This is a genomic window from Chryseobacterium sp. CT-SW4 (assembly GCF_048572715.1).
Classification (GTDB): domain Bacteria; phylum Bacteroidota; class Bacteroidia; order Flavobacteriales; family Weeksellaceae; genus Chryseobacterium.
The window spans coordinates 481,444-501,369 of record NZ_CP183840.1; the positions used below are offsets into that span (position 1 = coordinate 481,444).

General features: G+C 38.7%; 14 protein-coding genes. 6 read left to right on the plus strand and 8 right to left on the minus strand.

All coding sequences use genetic code 11. The features are described 5' to 3' along the window. Window positions 1-342: 342 nt before the first annotated feature. Together ABJ974_RS02145 and ABJ974_RS02150 are read left to right on the plus strand one after the other, a co-directional pair. Window positions 343-3,303 (plus strand): reprolysin-like metallopeptidase, encoded by a 2,961-nt coding sequence (locus tag ABJ974_RS02145; RefSeq protein ID WP_419869750.1) that lies wholly within the window; start codon window positions 343-345, stop codon window positions 3,301-3,303. Between the two features lie 172 nt (window positions 3,304-3,475). Further along, window positions 3,476-7,954 carry a fibronectin type III domain-containing protein gene (locus tag ABJ974_RS02150; RefSeq protein ID WP_419869751.1) on the plus strand — a complete coding sequence of 1,493 codons (4,479 nt, stop codon included), beginning with the start codon at window positions 3,476-3,478 and terminating at the stop codon, window positions 7,952-7,954. Between the two features lie 87 nt (window positions 7,955-8,041). Here ABJ974_RS02150 and coaE read toward each other — a convergent pair whose 3' ends face one another. Genes coaE through ruvB form a run of 4 tightly spaced genes read right to left on the minus strand, consistent with a single transcriptional unit; the run spans window position 8,042 to window position 11,197 of the window. Further along, complete coding sequence (gene coaE, locus ABJ974_RS02155; protein WP_419869752.1) at window positions 8,042-8,665, minus strand: dephospho-CoA kinase; 624 nt, start codon at window positions 8,663-8,665, stop codon at window positions 8,042-8,044. Between the two features lie 3 nt (window positions 8,666-8,668). Further along, a complete protein-coding gene (locus ABJ974_RS02160; RefSeq protein WP_419869753.1) occupies window positions 8,669-9,535 on the minus strand; it encodes an MBL fold metallo-hydrolase in 867 nt (288 codons plus the stop codon). A 12-nt stretch (window positions 9,536-9,547) separates the two neighbouring features. Continuing rightward, window positions 9,548-10,129, minus strand: a complete 582-nt coding sequence (locus tag ABJ974_RS02165) for an FMN-binding negative transcriptional regulator (protein ID WP_419869754.1) — start codon at window positions 10,127-10,129, stop codon at window positions 9,548-9,550. Between the two features lie 45 nt (window positions 10,130-10,174). Continuing rightward, window positions 10,175-11,197, minus strand: coding sequence for a Holliday junction branch migration DNA helicase RuvB (ruvB, locus tag ABJ974_RS02170; RefSeq protein ID WP_419869755.1), 1,023 nt, complete (start codon window positions 11,195-11,197; stop codon window positions 10,175-10,177). Between the two features lie 73 nt (window positions 11,198-11,270). On the opposite strand from ruvB, the gene hutI reads away from it, so the two are divergent. The 4 genes from hutI to ABJ974_RS02190 all read left to right on the plus strand — a co-directional run bounded on the left by hutI (window position 11,271) and on the right by ABJ974_RS02190 (window position 15,949). Continuing rightward, window positions 11,271-12,509, plus strand: a complete 1,239-nt coding sequence (gene hutI, locus ABJ974_RS02175; protein ID WP_419869756.1) for an imidazolonepropionase — start codon at window positions 11,271-11,273, stop codon at window positions 12,507-12,509. Next, a complete protein-coding gene (locus ABJ974_RS02180; protein WP_419869757.1) occupies window positions 12,496-13,602 on the plus strand; it encodes a DUF695 domain-containing protein in 1,107 nt (368 codons plus the stop codon). The genes hutI and ABJ974_RS02180 overlap by 14 nt, the downstream gene beginning before the upstream one ends. A 6-nt stretch (window positions 13,603-13,608) precedes the next feature. After that, window positions 13,609-14,523: a formimidoylglutamase gene (hutG, locus tag ABJ974_RS02185; RefSeq protein WP_419869758.1), complete on the plus strand. Its 915-nt coding sequence runs from the start codon at window positions 13,609-13,611 to the stop codon at window positions 14,521-14,523. 133 nt (window positions 14,524-14,656) lie between these two features. Next, window positions 14,657-15,949, plus strand: a complete 1,293-nt coding sequence (locus ABJ974_RS02190) for an NAD-dependent succinate-semialdehyde dehydrogenase (RefSeq protein ID WP_419869759.1) — start codon at window positions 14,657-14,659, stop codon at window positions 15,947-15,949. A gap of 59 nt (window positions 15,950-16,008) precedes the next feature. Here the strand turns inward: ABJ974_RS02190 and pyk are convergent, their stop codons facing one another. The 4 genes from pyk to fabF are packed head-to-tail and all read right to left on the minus strand — an operon-like array spanning window position 16,009 to window position 19,916. Beyond that, window positions 16,009-17,454, minus strand: coding sequence for a pyruvate kinase (pyk, locus tag ABJ974_RS02195; protein WP_419869760.1), 1,446 nt, complete (start codon window positions 17,452-17,454; stop codon window positions 16,009-16,011). Further along, a complete protein-coding gene (locus tag ABJ974_RS02200) occupies window positions 17,447-17,920 on the minus strand; it encodes an IPExxxVDY family protein (protein ID WP_419869761.1) in 474 nt (157 codons plus the stop codon). Before ABJ974_RS02200 ends, pyk begins: the two co-directional genes overlap by 8 nt. Further along, entirely contained in the window at window positions 17,898-18,662 is a 765-nt protein-coding gene (gene rnc / locus ABJ974_RS02205) for a ribonuclease III (protein ID WP_419869762.1), read from the minus strand. The genes ABJ974_RS02200 and rnc overlap by 23 nt, the downstream gene beginning before the upstream one ends. 9 nt (window positions 18,663-18,671) lie before the next feature. Further along, complete coding sequence (fabF, locus tag ABJ974_RS02210; protein ID WP_419869763.1) at window positions 18,672-19,916, minus strand: beta-ketoacyl-ACP synthase II; 1,245 nt, start codon at window positions 19,914-19,916, stop codon at window positions 18,672-18,674. Between the last annotated feature and the right edge of the window lie 10 nt (window positions 19,917-19,926).

Sequence of the window (19,926 nt, forward strand, 5' to 3'; positions counted from 1 at the left end):
TCCGTAAGTGAGATAATTAATAAATACAAATCCATGGGGCAACCCGTGGATTTTTTCTTTTGATGAAAAGTAGTAATTGTTACTCATAATAATATGGACTTTTTTGTGTCTTATTATGTGAATAATATTTTATTTAGGATATTTTCATGTTTTGTAGGATATATGTTTAATTTTTAATATTTAAATTTTATTAATGTATGTATTTAATAATTTATTATAATTGAAAAATATCAAAATTTAATTCGTTAATTGTTTTTAATATTTAAACATAAACTCAATTATTTTGTAATTAATTCAAAAATCGTTAGATTTGGAAATTATTATATAGATATTTATATGTACATGAAAAAACTACTTACTACTTTAGTCTGTACTCTTATGGGTGGGGCTGTATTTGGGCAATGGACGCCTACTACACCTGTTGCCCCTAAGAGAGGAGCAGAGATGAAAATAACTAATGTGAGAGGTTATTATAAGCTGGATCTTAATAAAATAAGAGAACAGCTTAAAGACGCTCAGGAAACTGGGCCGAATGCACAATCTGTAGAAATTTCTTTGCCTACATTGAGCGGGAAAATTGAAAGATTTAAGGTATATAGTTTCCCTGTTTTAGTAAAGAGCTTAGAAGATCGTTATCAGCTGGGATCTTATGTGGGTGTCGGAGTAGATGATCCTTCCAAGTATCTTAGATTTTCTGTTTCTCCTAACGATTTTCAGTCTATGATTATTAAAGGTGGAGAATATGAGTTTATTGAACCGCAAAATACAGATAAAACTGTTTATGGAGTTCATGCAAAAACAAGACCTACTGAAGGAAAAAGTTTTGTTTGTAGTACTCAGGAAAGTCCGGCTGCTGTACAGGATATTCAGGATCTGTATAAAAAAGGAAGCTCTTTCACGAATCAGCCTTCTGATTTTTCAAAATCTTCGGATAAGAAATACAGAACTATGAGATTGGTAATGTCCGTAACAGGAGAATATACTCAATATCATGGAGGTACGGTAGCAGGAGCTGTCGCAGCGATCAATGCTACTATGACAAGAGTAAATGGTGTTTTTGAAAAAGACTTTGCCTTACATCTGATTGTACAGGACTATCCGAATGTAATATATACCAATGCTGCAACTGACCCTTATTCTAATGCAAACACCGGAGCTGCCGGAGCCTGGAATCTGGAATTGCAGAATACATTAACAGCCAATGTGGGAAATGCTAACTACGATATCGGACATTTATTTGGTGCTTCCGGAGGTGGTGGTAATGCAGGATGTATTGGTTGTGTATGTGTGAACCCTACTACTGCTGTGCCGGAAGGTAAAGGTTCAGGATATACTTCTCCTGCAGATGGAATTCCTCAGGGAGATAATTTTGATATTGATTACGTAGCTCACGAAATGGGACACCAGCTAGGAGCTAATCATACATTCTCTCATAACCTTGAAGGATCCGGTGTAAATGTTGAGCCGGGATCAGGATCTACTATTATGGGGTATGCAGGTATTACGGGAACGAATACCGATGTTCAGGCTCACTCTGATGCTTATTTCCATATAGCAAGTATCAAACAGGTACAAACTAATTTAGTTGCTAAAACTTGTGACGTTGAAACTACCATTACCAATAATCCACCGGTAATTGCAGCTTTACCTACTTATAACATTCCTAAAGGAACGGCTTTTGTTTTAACAGCTTCTGCAACAGATGCTGAAAATAATCCTATGACCTATACCTGGGAAGAAGTAGATGATGCAATTGTATCGACCAATAAAAATAATCTGGGAACTACTACTAGCGGAGCCAGCTTCAGATCTGTTGTTCCAAGTACAAGCCCTGTAAGATATTTCCCAAAACTTTCTTCAGTATTGAATGGAGTATTGAATAACAGTGCCAATACATGGGAATCAGTATCAATGGTTCCGAGAACTACCAAATTTGCCGTAACGGTTAGAGATAATAACCCGACGGCTAATCAGCAGCAGACTCAGTATGCTGAGCAAACAATTGTAGTAGGAAACGACGGACCATTCAGACTGGCCACTCAATATGCCCAGGCGAATACACCTACACCGATTGAATGGTTGGTAGCCAATACAACAGCAGCACCTTATAATGTTGCGAATGTTAAAATTGATTATACTACGGATAACGGAACTACATGGACGGTATTGTCCGCTTCTACTCCGAATGACGGGTCAGAAAACTTTACTTTCCCTTTTTCACTGAACGGACAGACCATTAAAGTAAGAGTTTCTTCTATTGGAAATGTATTTTATACCATTGGAAGTGTGGCGCTTACTACTATTTCAGCATGTAGCAGTACTGCACCTACCAATGTTGTGGTGAGCTCTATTACAAGTTCTTCTGCAAGTGTATCTTGGGTACCTTATACCGGAGCTACTTATATTGTTCGTTATAAAAAAGTAAGTGAAACTACTTGGCAGGAAATTCCTACAACTATCCCGGCGGTTAACTTAACTAACCTTGTGGACGGTACTACTTATCAGGTTCAGGTAGCTGCAGTTTGTTCCGGTGTTACAGGTTCTTATTCTGCATCTGTAAACTTTACTACCACTGCTATTTCCTATTGTACGGCATCTGTATTGTCTAGTGCATATGAGTATATTTCTAATGTAACAGTTGCTAATATTAACAATACTTCAGGTGCATCCACTTATACAAATTATGCAACGAGCACTGCTCTTCAGGTTAATTTGGTAAAAGGAAACACTTATCCTATGAGTATATCTGTAGGAAGTCCTGATGATTACGATGTTGCAGCAGTATTTATTGATTATAACAAAAATGGAACATTTGAAGATTCAGAAAGAGTGTTAAGCTTCCCTACGGTGGCTACTGCGACAAGTTTATTTACAGGATCATTTACGGTTCCTACCTCAGCTGTTGAAAACCAGCCGTTAAGAATGAGAGTCGTATTATTCTATGCTGGAGCGGATAATTTAGGATTAGCTATTCCTTCTGCTTATGCATGTGGACTTAATTTCTACTATGGAGAAATTGAAGATTATAATGTAGTAGTGACAAGTGCTCTAAGTACAAGAGATGTTACAGCTGCTGATAGCGGAATCCAATTATATCCAAATCCGGCAACTGATGTATTAAATGTTACTAAGGTTTCAGATAAAGCAACTTATAAAATCTACAGTGCCGCAGGTCAGCTTGTGGAAAGTGGAAATGTAAGCGATGGAAAAATTAACGTAAATTCTTTAGTTAAAGGAGCTTATGTAATTACTATTGACGAAAAAGGAGAGGATTTATTCAGATCTAAATTCATTAAAAAGTAATCGTTTTATTTAATTTATAAAGAATCCTCAGAGAAAATCTGGGGATTTTTTTACTTTATAATATAAAATAGCAAAACGTAAATTATTTGTAAAAATAAATACTTAAACTTGTGAATTGGAAACAAAAAATGTTTAGATTTGTAGGATTAATATAATGTAAAATAGTAACCATATGAAGAAACTTTTACTCTTTTTATTGTTTGTCTTCATGGCAAAGGTCTCGGGACAGACCTGTAATGCAGTCCCGGTCCCCTTTACAGAGTCTTTCAGCTCGGGGGCTCTTCCTTCATGCTGGACTAATCAGAATCCGACTTCTACCTCTACCAATGCCAATGTCAAATGGAAATTTGGAAGCGGTGTAGGATATGGAGCTACCAATAATGGTAGGCCTGCAAGTACCTATGCTTGGGTAGATGCAAGTAGTCCGTATGATAATGAACATACTGTGGAGCTTATTTCTCCTCAGATTAATTTAACAGGATTAACTGTGCCTTATGTTAAGTTTGACTGGTTTAAAAATCATTCAAGCTCAAGCTCCACTACTACACTTCCGTCTAATGATAACAATAAATTAATTGTATCAGTGAATGATGGTAGCGGTTGGGTTCAGATATTTTCTGACGATTCTAATAGTACTCAGTGGAGAACCGTTGGAGTTGGATTACCGGCGAGTTATGTAGGAGCTACTATACAATTGAAATTTACTGTAGATAAAGATGTAGCCGGAAATGGATATTTCTATGATGATCTATTAGTAGATGAAGTAAATGTAATGGAAGCGCCGACTTGTATCGAGCCTTCAGCTTTATCGGTTACAAATGTTACTACAACAGCTGCAACCCTTAATTGGACGGCACCAACGCCAGCTCCTGCTAATGGATATGAGTATTATATAAGTACGTCCAGTACTGCACCTACTGCTGCAACGGCTGCAACAGGTACGTCAACAGGTACCACAGCTACCGTCAATCTGAACCAGAGTACGACCTATTATTGGTGGGTAAGATCAGTATGTTCTTCTACTGATAAGAGTACCTGGGTGGGAGGAGCTTCATTTACGACAGCTACACCGGGATTAATCGGTTCGGGTACAGGAACGACAAGTTATTTGCCGGTATATTCCTGCTATGGATATAATTATTCCCAACAGATATATACAGCTGCGGAAGTGGCTGGAGCTATAGGTACCAACACCTATATTACGTCAATCAAATTCTATGTGAGTTCACCTGCCTCTACCCAGGCTAATTATAACCAGTGGGTAGTGTATATGGGAAATACCACTCAAAATAACTTTGCAAGTACTACCAACTGGATTCCGCTATCTTCACTATCGCAGGTCTATACAGGTACTTTACCGACTATGACTTCCGGACAATGGGTGGAAATACCGTTATCCAATCCGTTCCTATGGGATGGAACAAGTAATATTGTAGTAGCTGTGGATGAGAACGTAACCGGATATTCATGTACGGCAAGCTGGGGAAGTTATAATGCAGGAGCCAACCGAGGTATACTTTACTACAGTGATGGTACCAATCCGGATCCGGCGAGCCCGCCAACGGCATCCAGCAGATATTCCGATATTCCGAGAGTACAATTGGTAGCTGTAGATTTACAGCCATGTACAACAGCAGCACCATCCAATATATCAGTAAATAATGTCACTTCAACGACTGCTACGGTTTCATGGACTCCTTCTACCGGAGCGACCTATGTACTGCAGTACAGAGCATTACCGGGTGGAACATGGCAACAGGTGAATATTACAACTCCTCTTGCTAACTCTTATACGCTTACCAACTTGACGGAGCAGACTCAGTATGAGGTTCAGATTGCAACGATTTGTGGAGGTTCGCAGGGACCATTCTCTTCGAGTGTGAACTTTACGACACCTTCTATCTCTTACTGTACGGCAGGTCCTACAAGTACAACAGTATATGAATATATTTCCAATGTAACGGTAACGCCTACAGGATTGTCCACTATGGTGAGCAATTCCGCTACACCGCCGCCTTTCTATTCTGACTATACTACTGATGCCACAAGATTGGTAACATTGATCAGAAACTCAAATAATAACAGTATTTCAGTTACAAAAGTTTGGCCTGGAAGTACCTATGCGGCAGGAACAAGAGCATGGATAGACTGGAACAGAAATGGAGTTTTTGAAGCATCAGAATTAATTCTGGATTCATCATCAAACACTACATCCGTTGTTAATAATACTTTCTCAGTTCCGGCCACTGCATATACAGGAAACTTAACACTCAGAATGAGAGTGGTGATGGAAGAAGGGGGAACTCCGGATGCATGTGGTACATTCACATGGGGAGAAGTGGAAGATTACGCGGTAAGACTTATTGATCTTCAGCCTTGTACTACAGCGCCTCCTACGAATGTAACGGTTTCCAACCTTACAGCTTCTACAGCTTACGTTTCATGGTTACCTACTGCAGGTGCTACCTATATCATAAGATGGAGAGAAGGATCTACAGGGGCCTGGCTTCCAAGTGCAGCAGGACAGACATTGCCTGCAGGACAATCCTATTATACAATACCGGGGCTTAATGAGCAGACTAATTATGAAGTTCAGATTGCTACGATATGTAATGGAACAACAGGTTCATTTGGAACATCAGTTCCGTTTACAACACCTCCGATCTCTTATTGTAATATGACAGGAACAGGAACAAATGATCATATTTCCAATGTTTCCGTAACTCCTTCTAACCAGGGATTAGCACCAATAAGCAATACTTCGGTACAAACTAACTATATCAGTTATACAACACCGGTTGTAAATCTGGAAATAGGTTCTTCCGGAAATATACTATCCGTATCCAAAGGATGGACAGGTTCCACTTACAGTGATGCAGTTGCTGCGTGGATCGACTTTAACAGAGATGGTGTATTCGATACATCAGAACAGATAATGGATTCATCATCCAGTACAACTACTCCGGTAACCTCTACATTCAGTGTTCCGGCTAATGCTTACAGCGGAGCTCTTACAACTACCATGAGAGTGGTATTGAGACGTAGCAGTGATCCTGTAATGTGTCAGAGTCCAACCAACGGAGAAGTTGAAGATTATGCAGTTAAATTAAGACCTTGTAGTTCTGCTACCCCGGGACTGCCAACATTTAGTAACATTACCCATAATGCTGCTGATATTGCTTGGACAGGAGCTACCAATAATTTAACATATCTTGTGCAATACAGAGAGCTTGGAACTCCAACATGGACGGATGTATATGTAACAAGTTCTCCATATCAGGTAACCAATCTTACCCCTGCAACAACGTATGAAGTTCAGATTTCTGCAGTGTGTGGAGCTACTCCTGGAACACCTACGGCTATCCAGACATTTACCACCCGATGTGATCCTACACCACCAAACGTAACGGTAAGTAATATTACTACGACCACTGCTTTGGTAACATGGGCACCTCTTGCAGCCAGCTCTACTTATGTATTGAGATACAGGGAAGTGGGAACTACTACATGGACTGAGGTTAATAACTTACCGGCACCTCCGGCTAATTCTTACACTATTCAAGGCCTTGACCCTTACACCACGTATGAGGTTCAGGTAGCTAATAAGTGTATCAATGAAACTACAATCAATCCATACTCGAATGTAAAAGTATTTACAACAGAGAGAACATGTGAACTGCCTCCTCCGGGATTAACAATCACCAATATCACCCCTACAACAGCCGTTGTGGAATGGGATCCTTTCCCTGGAGCGACCTATATCCTGAGATATAGAAAAGTAGGTATTCCAAGCTGGACCAATATTGCAGTGTCTACCAATACGCATACCCTTATCGGATTAACTGAGTTAACGAAATATGAAATGCAGGTCGTAAATGTTTGTAACGGTACCCCTGGAACTTATACAGAGCCTTATTACTTTACAACACCTACGGTCATTTACTGTCAGATGTCTTCAACCAATTCAGCAAGCGAATACATTTCGAATGTTACCGTGAAGCCGAATGGAAAACCTGAGATGTCAAATGATTCGGGAGCTAATAATTATTCAGACTTCACGAATGATCCTGCTGCATTTATTGAGCTTGTTCAGGGTTCTACGAATAATGAGATATCCATCACCAAATCCTGGGTAGGAAACAATGAGAATGAAGGAGTGGCCGTATGGATCGACTTTGACAGAAACGGATACTTTGATATTGATGAAAGGATTCTGGTATCATCTCCGAACACGACAACTCCTGTTACAGGAACATTCAGTGTACCGGCAGACGCCTTTATCAGCATGACAGATTATAAGTATGTTGTAATGAGAGTAGCAATGCAGAGAGACGGTATTCCTGTAAATTGTACAAGCTTTGATAATGGAGAAGTGGAAGATTATACGGTAAGAATTTCTAAGCAGATTATTCCTAACCCTACAAATCAGACAGATATCTTAGTATATCCTAATCCGGTTCGTTCCGTATTGAATGTTAAGAACATCAGTGCGAGAGCCAATTACAAGTTGTACAATGTAACCGGACAAATTATATCTACCGGAATTATCTTAAATAATAAGATAGATGTAAGTCAATTGTCTCAGGGAGTATATGTGATCGATATTGAAGACGGTCAGGTAACTGCTCAGAAGAAATTTATTAAAGAATAAATGAATTCAAATAAAATAAGCTCTCAGAAATGAGAGCTTATTTTTTATAAAAAAACTTACCGGATTTTCCCCGGCAAGTTATATGGACTATTCTATTTTAAAAATAATTTGTTCAGCTTGCTCTTTTAAATCTTCAAGATTGGTGTTGTTGTAAATAATATAGTCGGCAAGCCGTATCTTATCTTTTTCAGGCATTTGCCGCTCCATTACAGATTCTACTTCCCGGTAGGTCTTCTGGTCCCTGTCCATTACCCTTTTGATCCTTATATTATCTTCTGCGGTAACGAGAAGGGATTTATAGCATTGCAGATTGAGCTGGAGTTCAAACAATAAAGCGGTTTCCTTAAAAACCAGATACTTTGACTGCTTTTTTACCCAGTCTTCAAAATCAATACGGACAGCCGGATGAATAATTTCATTAAGCTGCTCCAAAAGATCGTTATTCTTAAATACTTTCCCGGTAACATACTTTCGGTCATACATTCCGTCTTCATCATAGGAATCCTCTCCTAAAAGCTGTTTTATCTTTAATTTAAGCCCATCATCTTCATTAACGATAGACTTGGCCCTGTCATCTGAATAATAAACAGGAAACCCCAATTCTTCAATAAAATGAGCAACTGTTGTTTTACCTGATCCTATTCCTCCCGTTAATCCAATAATCTTCGGCTCGGGGTCAGGTTTTGCTGTTTCTGAGTGTATTTCTTCCATAATTTAATATCCGAAAACTTCATTAAAACTAAAGGTCTGGTCAAGTCGAACTCCTTTTTCCGTCATTTTTAAACTTGCCAGTTCGTTATGAGCATCATGTTCAAAAAACAATAAATAATCATTGTCTACACATTGCTTTAAGAACTTTCCTTTTTCTTCTAAAGTTAAAAGTGGTCTTGTGTCGTAACCCATCACATACACCTGGGGAATATGCCCTACGGTTGGGATAAGGTCTGCTGCAAATACAATCGTTTTTTCCTGGTACTGAATAACAGGAAGCATCTGTTTCTCCGTGTGACCGTCTACAAAAATTACATCCATTTTCAGGTCAGGAGCAAAGCCGTAATTTCCCGTATTCGGAAGAGGAAGGAAGTTGAGCTGCCCGCTTTCCTGAATAGGTAAAATATTTTCTTTTAAAAAGCTGGCTTTTTCTCTTGGATTAGGCTCGGTTGCCCATTTCCAGTGACTATCATTGGTCCAGAACTGAGCATTTTTAAAGGCAGGTCTGTATCCTGTTTTATCGTCATTCCATTCAATAGCTCCTCCGCAGTGGTCGAAATGCAAATGCGTAAGGAAAACATCGGTAATATCTTCTCTTACGAAGCCGTATTTTTGTAGGTTTTTATCCAAAGAATCATCGCCCCATAAAGAATAATGACCAAAGAACTTTTCATCCTGCTTATTTCCCAGTCCGCAATCTACGAGTACTAACTTTTTTCCATCTTCTATGAGTAAAGAACGGGTTCCCAGCTCTATCAGGTTTTTTTCATCGGCAGGATTGGTCTTTTCCCATAGACTTTTGGGGACGACCCCAAACATGGCGCCACCATCTAATTTAAATTTTCCACATTGTATAGGATATAACTTCATATAATATTATGTTTATAATGTATTACTTTTTATTAATTTCATCTTCTCAGCAATCCGCTTTCCTGACTCGTCTGTCTTTTCCAGCTGGGTAATGATGTTTTGAAAATCGGCTTCCTTCCGGTTTTGAGAAAGCTTTTGCTTAATGTAAATTTCTGTGGGGATGATCTTTAATCCAAAAGCTCCCTTCATTTCCTTTTCAACAAATTCCTTGCCCATATCCTTTACAAATACAGGGCATTGCTGAAACTTTTCATATTTATAAGTAAGCTTCTCGAGATGATTATAAAGCTCGGAAGCATCCATGATTTCTGCTTTTCCATAAATCTGTACGGCTTCATAATTCCAGGTGGAAACATTGATTTGCTCATACCAGCTGCTGGAAATGTAAGAATGTGCTCCCAGAAAATCACAAAGTAGTTCATCGCCGTTCTTTAAAACCTTAGCCTGGGGATTGGCTCTCGAAATATGAGTTTCCAGATAAAACCGGTCCGGATCATCATCATCATTAAGCATCATCATGGAATGAGTAGCCCTTAATTTATCCCCGGAAGAGATAAGGAGTGCAAAAGCATTCTCTCTGATGATTTGTTTCATCAGTTCATGATCATGACTTTGATATAATTTAGGAACAAACATCTGTTAAAATAATTCTCCGGGATTTTTAGGTTTAGCTATATTTAAATGCTTATAGGCTTTCTCCGTAACTTCTCTTCCCCTCGGGGTCCGTATAATAAAACCTTCCTGAATTAAAAAAGGTTCGTATACCTCTTCCAGTGTTTCAGTATTCTCTCCGATGGAGGTGGCCAGTGCAGAAATCCCGACCGGCTTTCCTCTGAAATTTTCAATCATGACGCGCATGATTTTATTATCCATTTCATCAAGCCCGAATTCATCTACATTTAAAGAATTTAAAGCATATTTAGTGATGTTAATTTCAATTTCACCATTTCCTTTGATCTCAGCAAAATCACGAACCCTTCTCAGAAGAGCATTGGCAATTCTCGGAGTACCCCGGCTTCTTCGTGCGATCTCAATAGCTGCATCTTCATAGATCTTCACGCCCAGCACTCTTGAGCTCCTTTCAACGATCATCGCCAAAAGCTCTATGGTATAATATTCCAGCCTGCTTTGAATACCGAATCTTGCCAGCATGGGCTTTGTAAGCATTCCGCTTCTGGTGGTAGCTCCTACCAGTGTAAAAGGATTGAGTCCGATCTGGACACTTCTTGCATTGGGGCCTGTTTCAAGCATGATATCAATTTTATAATCTTCCATAGCAGAATATAAATATTCTTCCACCACCGGAGAGAGACGGTGGATCTCATCAATAAAAAGGACATCATTTTCTTCCAGATTGGTGAGCAGTCCTGCTAAGCTTCCCGGTTTATCCAGTACGGGACCGGAAGTGATCTTACAGTTTACCCCCAGTTCATTAGCAATGATATGAGCCAGAGTAGTTTTTCCTAAACCGGGAGGACCATGAAGAAGAACATGATCTAAAGCGCCTCCACGATTTTTGGCCGCAGCAACAAAAACCTCCAGATTTTCCAGCGTTTTTCTCTGCCCCGCAAAATCTTTAAAGCTCTGAGGACGAATTTGTTCCTCCTGCATCAGCTCTTCACGGGAATAGTTTTCTTTATCCGGATGTAAAAAATCAGGCATTAATTCATTTCGTTTACTTCAAAGATAGGATTTTTGAATCTAATTCTGAAATTGTATTTGTAAATTAGCAAGCATGAAATTAATAGGACCATTTAAACAAATTATAACACTTTCCCAACTTTCTTTAAGAGGAAAACTATATGATGAGCAATTGGAAATCATTTCAGAAGGGGGGATTGTAGTGGATCAGGACAAGATTCTGGGAGTTGATAGTTTTGAAAATCTTATCTCCAGGTTTCCCGGTATCGAAATTGAAAAAACAGAGGGAGAACAAATTGCTATCCCGGCTTTTGTAGACGCTCATACACATATCTGCTTTGGAGGTAACCGGGCCAATGATTTTGCCATGAGAAATGCAGGAAAGACCTACCTGGAAATTGCAGAGAGCGGAGGAGGTATCTGGAGCTCCGTACAGCATACCAGAAACGCTTCTGAACAAGAGCTTCTGGAAACTTTACTGGAAAGAATTAATTTCCTGATCCGTTTGGGGATCACTACTATAGAAATAAAAAGCGGATACGGACTGGATGTGGAGAATGAACTGAAAATGCTGAGGACCATTAAAAAAGCACAAGGTCTTACTGATGCCACACTGGTTCCGACATGTCTGGCTGCCCATTTAAAACCACGGGATTTTGAAGGCGGAAATAAAGAATATCTGGAATATATCATTCAACATATTTTACCGGAAGTAAAAAAAGAAGAACTGGCGAAACGGGTAGATATTTTCATTGAAAAATCTGCTTTTCAGCCTGAAGAAAGTAAAGCCTTTCTCAATACGGTAAAAGATCTCGGGTTTGAGATTACGGTTCATGCAGACCAGTTTACATCCGGCAGTTCAAGAATCGCTGTGGAGGTAGGAGCAAAGTCGGCAGATCATCTGGAAGCTACTGCAGAAGAAGATATAGAATATCTCGCTCAGTCCGATACGGTAGCTACCGCCCTTCCCGGAGCAAGTCTGGGATTGGGTGAAAAATTTACCCCGGCAAGAAAGCTGTTAGATGCAGGCGCTATTTTAGCAATTGCAAGTGACTGGAATCCGGGATCTGCCCCTATGGGAAACCTCATCACTCAGGCATCCGTTTTGGCAACTTATGAAAAACTCACTACGGCAGAAGTTCTGGCAGCCATTACTTTCAGAGCAGCATTTGCACTGGGATTCAATGACAGGGGAAGACTCCAGGAAGGAATGAAAGCCGATTTTATCACCTTTAACACCAATAATTTTCAAAATATCCTTTATCACCAGGGGAGTTTAAAAACACACACAATTTATATTAATGGAAAAAAATTGAATAATGAAACTATTTGACAAAATTTTAGGAAAGAAACAGGATAATCAAAACATAGAAATAGAAAGCTACGAGGATTTTTGGAACTGGTTTCTAAACCACGAACAGGAATTTTATAAAATAGTAAAAGAAGGCAAATACATAGAAGAAAAGTTCTTTGATGTCATATCACCCCAGCTTAAAAAACTCAATACAGGGTATTATTACCTTGCCGGAATGAGTGATGAAAAAGTGGCGGAGCTTGTTATTACAGTGGATGGAGATATCAGGAATATTGTTTTTGCAGAGGAAATCATTGAAGCAGCTCCAAGTTTGGACCATTGGAAATTTACGGCATTAAAGTCCGAGATGGATATTGACAGGATGAATATCAGGATGGGAGATTATAGCTTCACCAAAGACAATATCTTCTTTTATTCTAATGATATTGAAGATTATCCCGATGAAATCGATCTTACATTTTTGTATGATGGCTTAACGGAAGAAAATAAAAATATTACAACGAACGGAACGTATATATTTTTAGATAATTACCTAGGCGAGCTTAATTTTGCCACACAGATCGACTCTCTTGGAATTATCGGTAAGAGTGAAGCGGAAAAAGAACTCATACCCATTTATAAGCTGAAAGATTTTTTGCAGTGGAGAGAAACAGAATTTATAGAAAAATACAAAGGTGTAAAAAATACTGAAGAGAAAGATAGTTTTACAATTCTTAATGCAACATTAGCCAGTGGCTTACCTTTAATAGCCGTGGTAAATACCTCACTCCTGAAATGGGATCATAAAGCTTCTTATCCGTGGATTTCAGTAGTGAAAATTCAATATAACGGTGAAAAGAATAACGGATTGCCGGAAAAAGACGATTATGCGGCAATGGACGCGATTGAAGAAAAGATGATTAACCGACTTAACCAGGAAGAAGGAAATTTATATATAGGAAGGGAAAGCGCTGAAAACAGAAGAGAAGTTTTTTTTGCCAGTAAAGGATTCCGGCAGACTCCTAAGGTCTTCAATACCATCATGAAGGAACATCCGGAATATGACATCTCTTTTGATCTTTATAAAGACAAATACTGGCAAAGTTTTGAACGATATAATGTCACTAAATAAAAAATTATGATTTGGCAAGGCAGGTTAGATGGAGAAGAGCTTCTTTTCCATAGAATTTTTCAAAGAGTAAAGGAAGAATCCGATTACGGAAAAATTTCGGAAAATGATTTTGTTATTCATGGTTTTGCCGTGGATGAAGGTGTTCAAAGAAATAAAGGAAGAGTAGGAGCACGGGAAGCTCCTGATATTATCAGAAAGAATATGTCTAATTTCCCGGTTATCCTTCCTGATTTTTCATTACTTGATTTTGGGAATATTACCTGTACGGATGGTAATTTGGAAAAAACCCAGGCCAGTCTGAGCGGCAAGGTTTCAGAAGTTCTCCGGAGAAAAGGAAAGTCTTTGGTATTAGGAGGAGGACATGAAGTGACCTATGCTCATTATTCCGGGATAAAGCAAGCCTTTCCTGATAAGAAAATCGGAATTGTCAATATAGATGCCCATTTTGATAACAGGCAACCGGAAAGCGGAGTAGGAGCTACTTCGGGGACAGGTTTCTGGCAGATCGCCCAGGAAGGGGAAATACATTCTTTACATATTGGGATCCAGAGGAATTCCAATACCCTGAAATTATTTGACACCGCTCACCAGTTGGGAATGAAGTATATTTTATCCGATGAGCTGTTTTTTGAAAATCTTCCTTCGGTTTATCAGCGTATCAATGAGCTGGCAGACGAAGTGGACTATCTGTACGTTACCATTTGCATGGATGTTTTCAATGCATCCATTGCGCCCGGGGTTTCAGCAGCAGCTTACAATGGAATATTTGCAGATACCGTATTTATGCATTTTTTCCGGCATCTTTTAAAAAATGATAAGCTGGTAGCACTGGATGTAGCAGAAGTTAATCCGGCTTTTGATATCCAGGAAAGAACATCCCGCCTGGCTGCAAGTCTTGTAAATGAATGGTTTATGATTTAAGTGATAGAAGGATAGTATTTGATAGAGAAAATCATTTTTACAACGGTCTGTAAGGAATAAAATTTGCTACTTTCTTTACGCTCTTAAAAAAGAGTTTACGAATAAATTCACCTGAATTTAAAAAACGGTTATTATGGAACAATTAATAGAAAATAAACTGGTTAAAGCAGATCAAGCTTTTACTGAATGGAGAAAAGTATCATTTGAAGAAAGACAAAAGCTTATTGCGAAAGCAGCTGAAGTTTTAAAGAATCATGCAGAAGAATACGGAGCTATTATCACCAGAGAAATGAATAAACCCATTTCCCAGGCTATAGCTGAGGTAGAGAAATGTGCCTCCATGATGCAGTATTATGCAGACGCTGAAAATGTTTTACAACCGGAAAAAATAGACTCTGAATATCATTTTTCGGAAATAAGATATATTCCTAAAGGAGTTATTTTAGGAGTAATGCCATGGAACTTTCCCTTTTGGCAGGTTCTGAGATTTGCAACACCTGCTATTTTGGCGGGAAATACAGTTGTTTTAAAACATGCTTCCATATGTTTCGGAAGTGGAAATACAATAGAAAAGATATTTAAAGAAGCCGGTTTTCCGGAAGGGATTTTTCAAAACCTTGAGGTAGGACATAAAGAGGTTAAAGAGATCCTGGAGCATGATGCCGTGAAAGGTGTCAGCTTAACCGGAAGCGGAAAAGCAGGAGGAGAAGTAGCCTCTATAGCGGGATTAAATATCAAAAAATCATTGCTTGAACTGGGAGGTAGCGATGCTTTTATTGTACTCGACGATGCAGATCTAAATGAAGCAGCAAAAGTAGGGGCTTTGGCCAGACTTCAGAATTGTGGGCAGACTTGTGTAGCTGCTAAACGTTTCATTATAGAAAGCTCAGTTGAAAATGAGTTCTTACCTCAATTTATAGAAGAATATAAAAAGTTTGTTCCGGGAGATCCTATGAATAAGGAAACCAAAATAGGAGGAATGGCAAGGCCGGATCTTGCGGATGATCTGGAAAAACAATATCAGAAAGCTATTGATAACGGAGCAGAAGTTATTTTGCCGCTGGAAAGAATATCTGAAAATGAATTTCAGCCGGGATTGATTAAAGTAAAAGAAGGAAATCCTATTTTACAGGAAGAATTATTCGGGCCGTTAGGGATGGTGATGATTGCTAAAGATGACGATGAGGCTTTGCAGATGGCTAATGATATTCCTTTTGGATTGTCCAATTCCGTATGGACAAAAGATGCTAAGCGTCAGCAGTTCTTTATTGAGGAACTTGAATCAGGAACGGTAAATATTAACCGTATGACCAGCTCAGATCCACGTTTTCCTTTTGGGGGAACAAAAGCTTCGGGATACGGAACCGAACTTTCTTTAATTGCTTTAAAAGAATTTGTTACTCCCAAAACGGTGGTAGGAAATTAAAATAAAATAAAAAGCTCTCAGGAATTTCTGAGAGCTTTTTTGTTGTATGCTGAGGTTATTTAAACCGTAGTCAGTCTTAAAGTATTTGTTTTACCTCCTTCATAGAATGGAGTGGCGTTCAGGTTAATTACAAAATCTCCCGTTTCGATAAATCCGTAATTGTGAGTAAGCATATTTACCTGAATAATGGTTTCATCCGTCGATTTGTTCATGTCATAGAAGTAAGCATGCACTCCCCAAAGAAGGTTAAGCATCGTAATTACTCTTTTATTGGAACTGTAAACAATGATATGAGAATTAGGACGGTGAGCCGAAATATGGAAAGCCGTATATCCTGAATTGGTTAATGTAATAATGGCAGCCACGTTAGTTGTTTTGGCTATTCTTACAGCAGCAAGACATACTCTGTTCGTGATAAATCTTTCATCAATACAGTTATAGTCTTTCTCGATAGGCTCATTCTTATGTTGATAAAAATGAGTGGTTTCAATATTTTTAACAATTTTTGCCATGTTTTCAACTACCTGTATCGGATATCTCCCTACGGAAGTTTCTCCTGAAAGCATTACGGCATCAGCACCATCCAATACGGAGTTGGCAACGTCGTTTACTTCTGCTCTCGTAGGAGTAAGGCTGTTGATCATGGTTTCCATCATCTGGGTAGCAATGATCACCGGCTTGGAATAGAACCTTGCTTTTTCCACAAGTTTTTTCTGGATAGCAGGAACTTCTTCCATCGGAACTTCCACTCCAAGGTCACCACGGGCAACCATTAGCCCGTCACATTCCAATAATATTTCATCAATATTCTGAACTCCTTCAGGCTTTTCAATTTTGGCGATAATAGGAGTTTTGAATGTTCCTTTAGGATGTCCTTTAATAAGCTCCTTAAGGTCGATAATGTCCTGTGCATGGCGTACAAACGAAAGTGCGATCCAGTCCACTTCCATGTCGAGCATGAAATTAGCATCCTGGATGTCCTTTTCAGTTAAGGCAGGAAGGGAAACATTCGTGTTAGGAAGGTTTACTCCTTTCTTGGAACTTAGCGGTCCCCCTTGGATGGTTTTTGCTCTTACCGTATCTTTTCCGTTGGTTTCGATAACTTCCAGAACCAATTTCCCGTCATCAATAAGAATTCTTTCCCCTTCTTTTACATCTTGTGGAAACTGCTGATAGGTCATATAAACTTTAGTAGAGTCTCCCTCTATTTTTTCATTGGTAAAAGTCAGGATGTCTCCCGGGTTCAGGTAAGATCCTTCTTTTACAACTCCTACTCTCAATTTAGGACCCTGTAAATCTCCTAAAATACTTACGGAATATCCGTACTCCTTATTCAGTTCACGGATAATTTTAATATTTGTTCGAACCAGGTCGTAATCTGCATGTGAAAAATTTATTCTGAAAACATCTACACCAGCTTTTATAAGTCCTAACATTACTTCTTTAGATGATGAAGCTGGGCCAAGTGTTGCGATAATTTTAGTCTTCTTTAAATACTTATTCATAATACTGGATAATTTGATAAAGTTCCTCCTCAGAACTCAATATATAATCTTGAATCGGAAAAACAAGATTTTCGTGTAACAAAATTACGGAAAAATCAGGAAATTGTTCCGATGAATGTAGAATATATTCTACATCTGGCTGATTAATTAATAAAAATTTAATATCTTCTTCTTCTGAGAAGAGTTCCATCTGTTGTTTTTTTTGAAAACTTTCAGAAGATTTGTTGGAAATAAAGGTGAAACAGGTTTGTGTAAACTTATCAAAGGCCTGAAACCTTGGAAAATGATAGTCGTAATAAACCCCATGTAAGATAAGGTCTGCAATTCTTGAAAATATAAGGTCGTTCGCCCGGTTTATTTTGTAAAAAAACTCATGATCAGGGATATGTTTTACTAATCTTACCAATCCAATGGTAATATCTTCAGCTTCTATCTCATCAAGGTCATAAAGTTTTTGAATTTCCAAGTATGTTTTCCTTTTTGTTTAAAATATAAAATGCTCTTTGGGCGGCCTTTTCTTCGGCTTTCTTTTTGGAAGTTTCGGTAGCATTGGTAATCTTATCTTCTTCGAGCCATACGTGGCAGCGGAATACAATTGATTTATTTACCTGAACCTCCTCACAGGTCTCATATTTTATATTGACTTTTTTCTTTTGACTCCATTCCAGAAGAAGACCTTTATAGCTTACAATTTTATTTTCAAGCTTGTTGATCTCCGTGGGAGTTAAAAGCCTGTCCAGGATGATTTTTTTACATGTTTCGTAATGAAAATCAAGATAAACGGCTCCGATTAACGCTTCAAATAAATTCCCTGAGATATTTTCTCCTAAAGCTGAAGGACTGCTTTGCTTTTGCAGAAGATCCGTTAATTTTAAATCTTCTCCCAGCTTATTGAGATTTTTTCTATTGACAATTTTAGACTTCATTTGGGTCAGATATCCTTCATTAGCCTGAGGATAGGTCTGAAACAAATGGCATGAAATTACTGTCCCTAAAACTGAGTCCCCTAAAAACTCCAGCCTTTCATAATTGCTGTCGTGATTTTTAGACGAATTTTTAAGAGAAAATGCTTCACGGTAGAGCTCAATATTTTGTACCTCAGTGCCTAACATGTTATAGAGTCTGGAACTAAGGAAAAAATCTCTCTCCGTTAATTTTCTTTTTCTTTGTTTGAGAAGGAATTTAGAAAAGTATTTCTGTAACTCCATTCAGTAAATTTAGATTTTCTTAAATAGAATACAAGCGTTATGCCCACCAAATCCAAATGTATTACTCATCGCTACTTCTACATTTTTCTTAACAGCTTCATTGAATGTAAAATTAAGTCTGCTGTCAATATTCTCATCATCCGTAAAATGATTAATAGTAGGAGGAACAATTCCGTTAATGATAGTTCCTAAAGCAGCAATAGCTTCAATAACTCCGGCGGCACCCAATAGGTGACCTGTCATTGATTTGGTAGAATTGATCTGAATGTCAAAAGCATGTTCTCCTAATAATTTTGAAATGGCATTGGATTCTGCAATGTCTCCTAATGGGGTAGATGTACCGTGCATGTTGATATGATCTACTTCATCAGCAGTGATATTGGCGTCTTCCAGGCAGTTCTTCATTACAAGGTAAGCTCCTAAGCCTTCAGGATGTGGTGCTGTCATATGATGTGCATCCGCACTCATACCACCACCTTTTAATTCCGCATATATTGTAGCCCCTCGTTTTACAGCATGTTCATATTCCTCGAGAATAATACATCCTGCTCCTTCACCCAGTACAAATCCGTCTCTGTCTTTGTCAAAAGGTCTTGATGCTGTTTTGGGATCGTCATTCCTTGTGGAAAGTGCCATCATTGCATTAAAACCTCCGACACCACTTGCAGTAACAGCAGCTTCGGAACCTCCGCATACGATTACATCAGCTTTCCCTAGTTGGATAAGCATTTTGGAATCGATTAGTGCATTGGCAGAGGAAGCACACGCTGATACGGTGGTATAGTTTGGACCATGAAAACCATATTCAATGGATATGTGTCCGGGAGTAATATCGGCGATCATTTTAGGAATAAAGAAAGGATTGAATCTTGGGATATCGGTGTTTGCCCATCCCAATACTTCTGTTTCGAAAGTCTCTAAACCTCCGATTCCTGATCCCCAAATAACTCCGACTCTGTTTTTGTCTACGTTGTCTTCGATAATTCTGGAATGTGTCACAGCCTCCCTGGCTGCCACAAGTCCGAATTGCGTATTCCGGTCCATTTTCTTTGCTTCCTTTTTGTCAAAGTACTGCAACGGATCGAAATTTTTTACCTCACAAGCGAATCTTGTTTTAAAGTTTGTGGCATCAAAAAGAGTAATCGGAGCAGCACCACTCTCACCTTTTATAAGATTTTCCCAGTAATCTTTCGCATTATTTCCAATCGGTGTTATTGCGCCAAAACCGGTTACAACTACTCTTTTTAATTCCATAAACTTTGTT

Bases quoted from the DNA above. Each gene is read 5' to 3' on its own strand.
- ABJ974_RS02145 (WP_419869750.1), top strand. From the start codon at position 343: ATGAAAAAACTACTTACTACTTTAGTCTGTACTCTTATGGGTGGGGCT.
- ABJ974_RS02150 (WP_419869751.1), top strand. From the start codon at position 3,476: ATGAAGAAACTTTTACTCTTTTTATTGTTTGTCTTCATGGCAAAGGTC.
- coaE (WP_419869752.1), bottom strand. From the start codon at position 8,665: ATGGAAGAAATACACTCAGAAACAGCAAAACCTGACCCCGAGCCGAAG.
- ABJ974_RS02160 (WP_419869753.1), bottom strand. From the start codon at position 9,535: ATGAAGTTATATCCTATACAATGTGGAAAATTTAAATTAGATGGTGGC.
- ABJ974_RS02165 (WP_419869754.1), bottom strand. From the start codon at position 10,129: ATGAAACAAATCATCAGAGAGAATGCTTTTGCACTCCTTATCTCTTCC.
- ruvB (WP_419869755.1), bottom strand. From the start codon at position 11,197: ATGCCTGATTTTTTACATCCGGATAAAGAAAACTATTCCCGTGAAGAG.
- hutI (WP_419869756.1), top strand. From the start codon at position 11,271: ATGAAATTAATAGGACCATTTAAACAAATTATAACACTTTCCCAACTT.
- ABJ974_RS02180 (WP_419869757.1), top strand. From the start codon at position 12,496: ATGAAACTATTTGACAAAATTTTAGGAAAGAAACAGGATAATCAAAAC.
- hutG (WP_419869758.1), top strand. From the start codon at position 13,609: ATGATTTGGCAAGGCAGGTTAGATGGAGAAGAGCTTCTTTTCCATAGA.
- ABJ974_RS02190 (WP_419869759.1), top strand. From the start codon at position 14,657: ATGGAACAATTAATAGAAAATAAACTGGTTAAAGCAGATCAAGCTTTT.
- pyk (WP_419869760.1), bottom strand. From the start codon at position 17,454: ATGAATAAGTATTTAAAGAAGACTAAAATTATCGCAACACTTGGCCCA.
- rnc (WP_419869762.1), bottom strand. From the start codon at position 18,662: ATGGAGTTACAGAAATACTTTTCTAAATTCCTTCTCAAACAAAGAAAA.
- fabF (WP_419869763.1), bottom strand. From the start codon at position 19,916: ATGGAATTAAAAAGAGTAGTTGTAACCGGTTTTGGCGCAATAACACCG.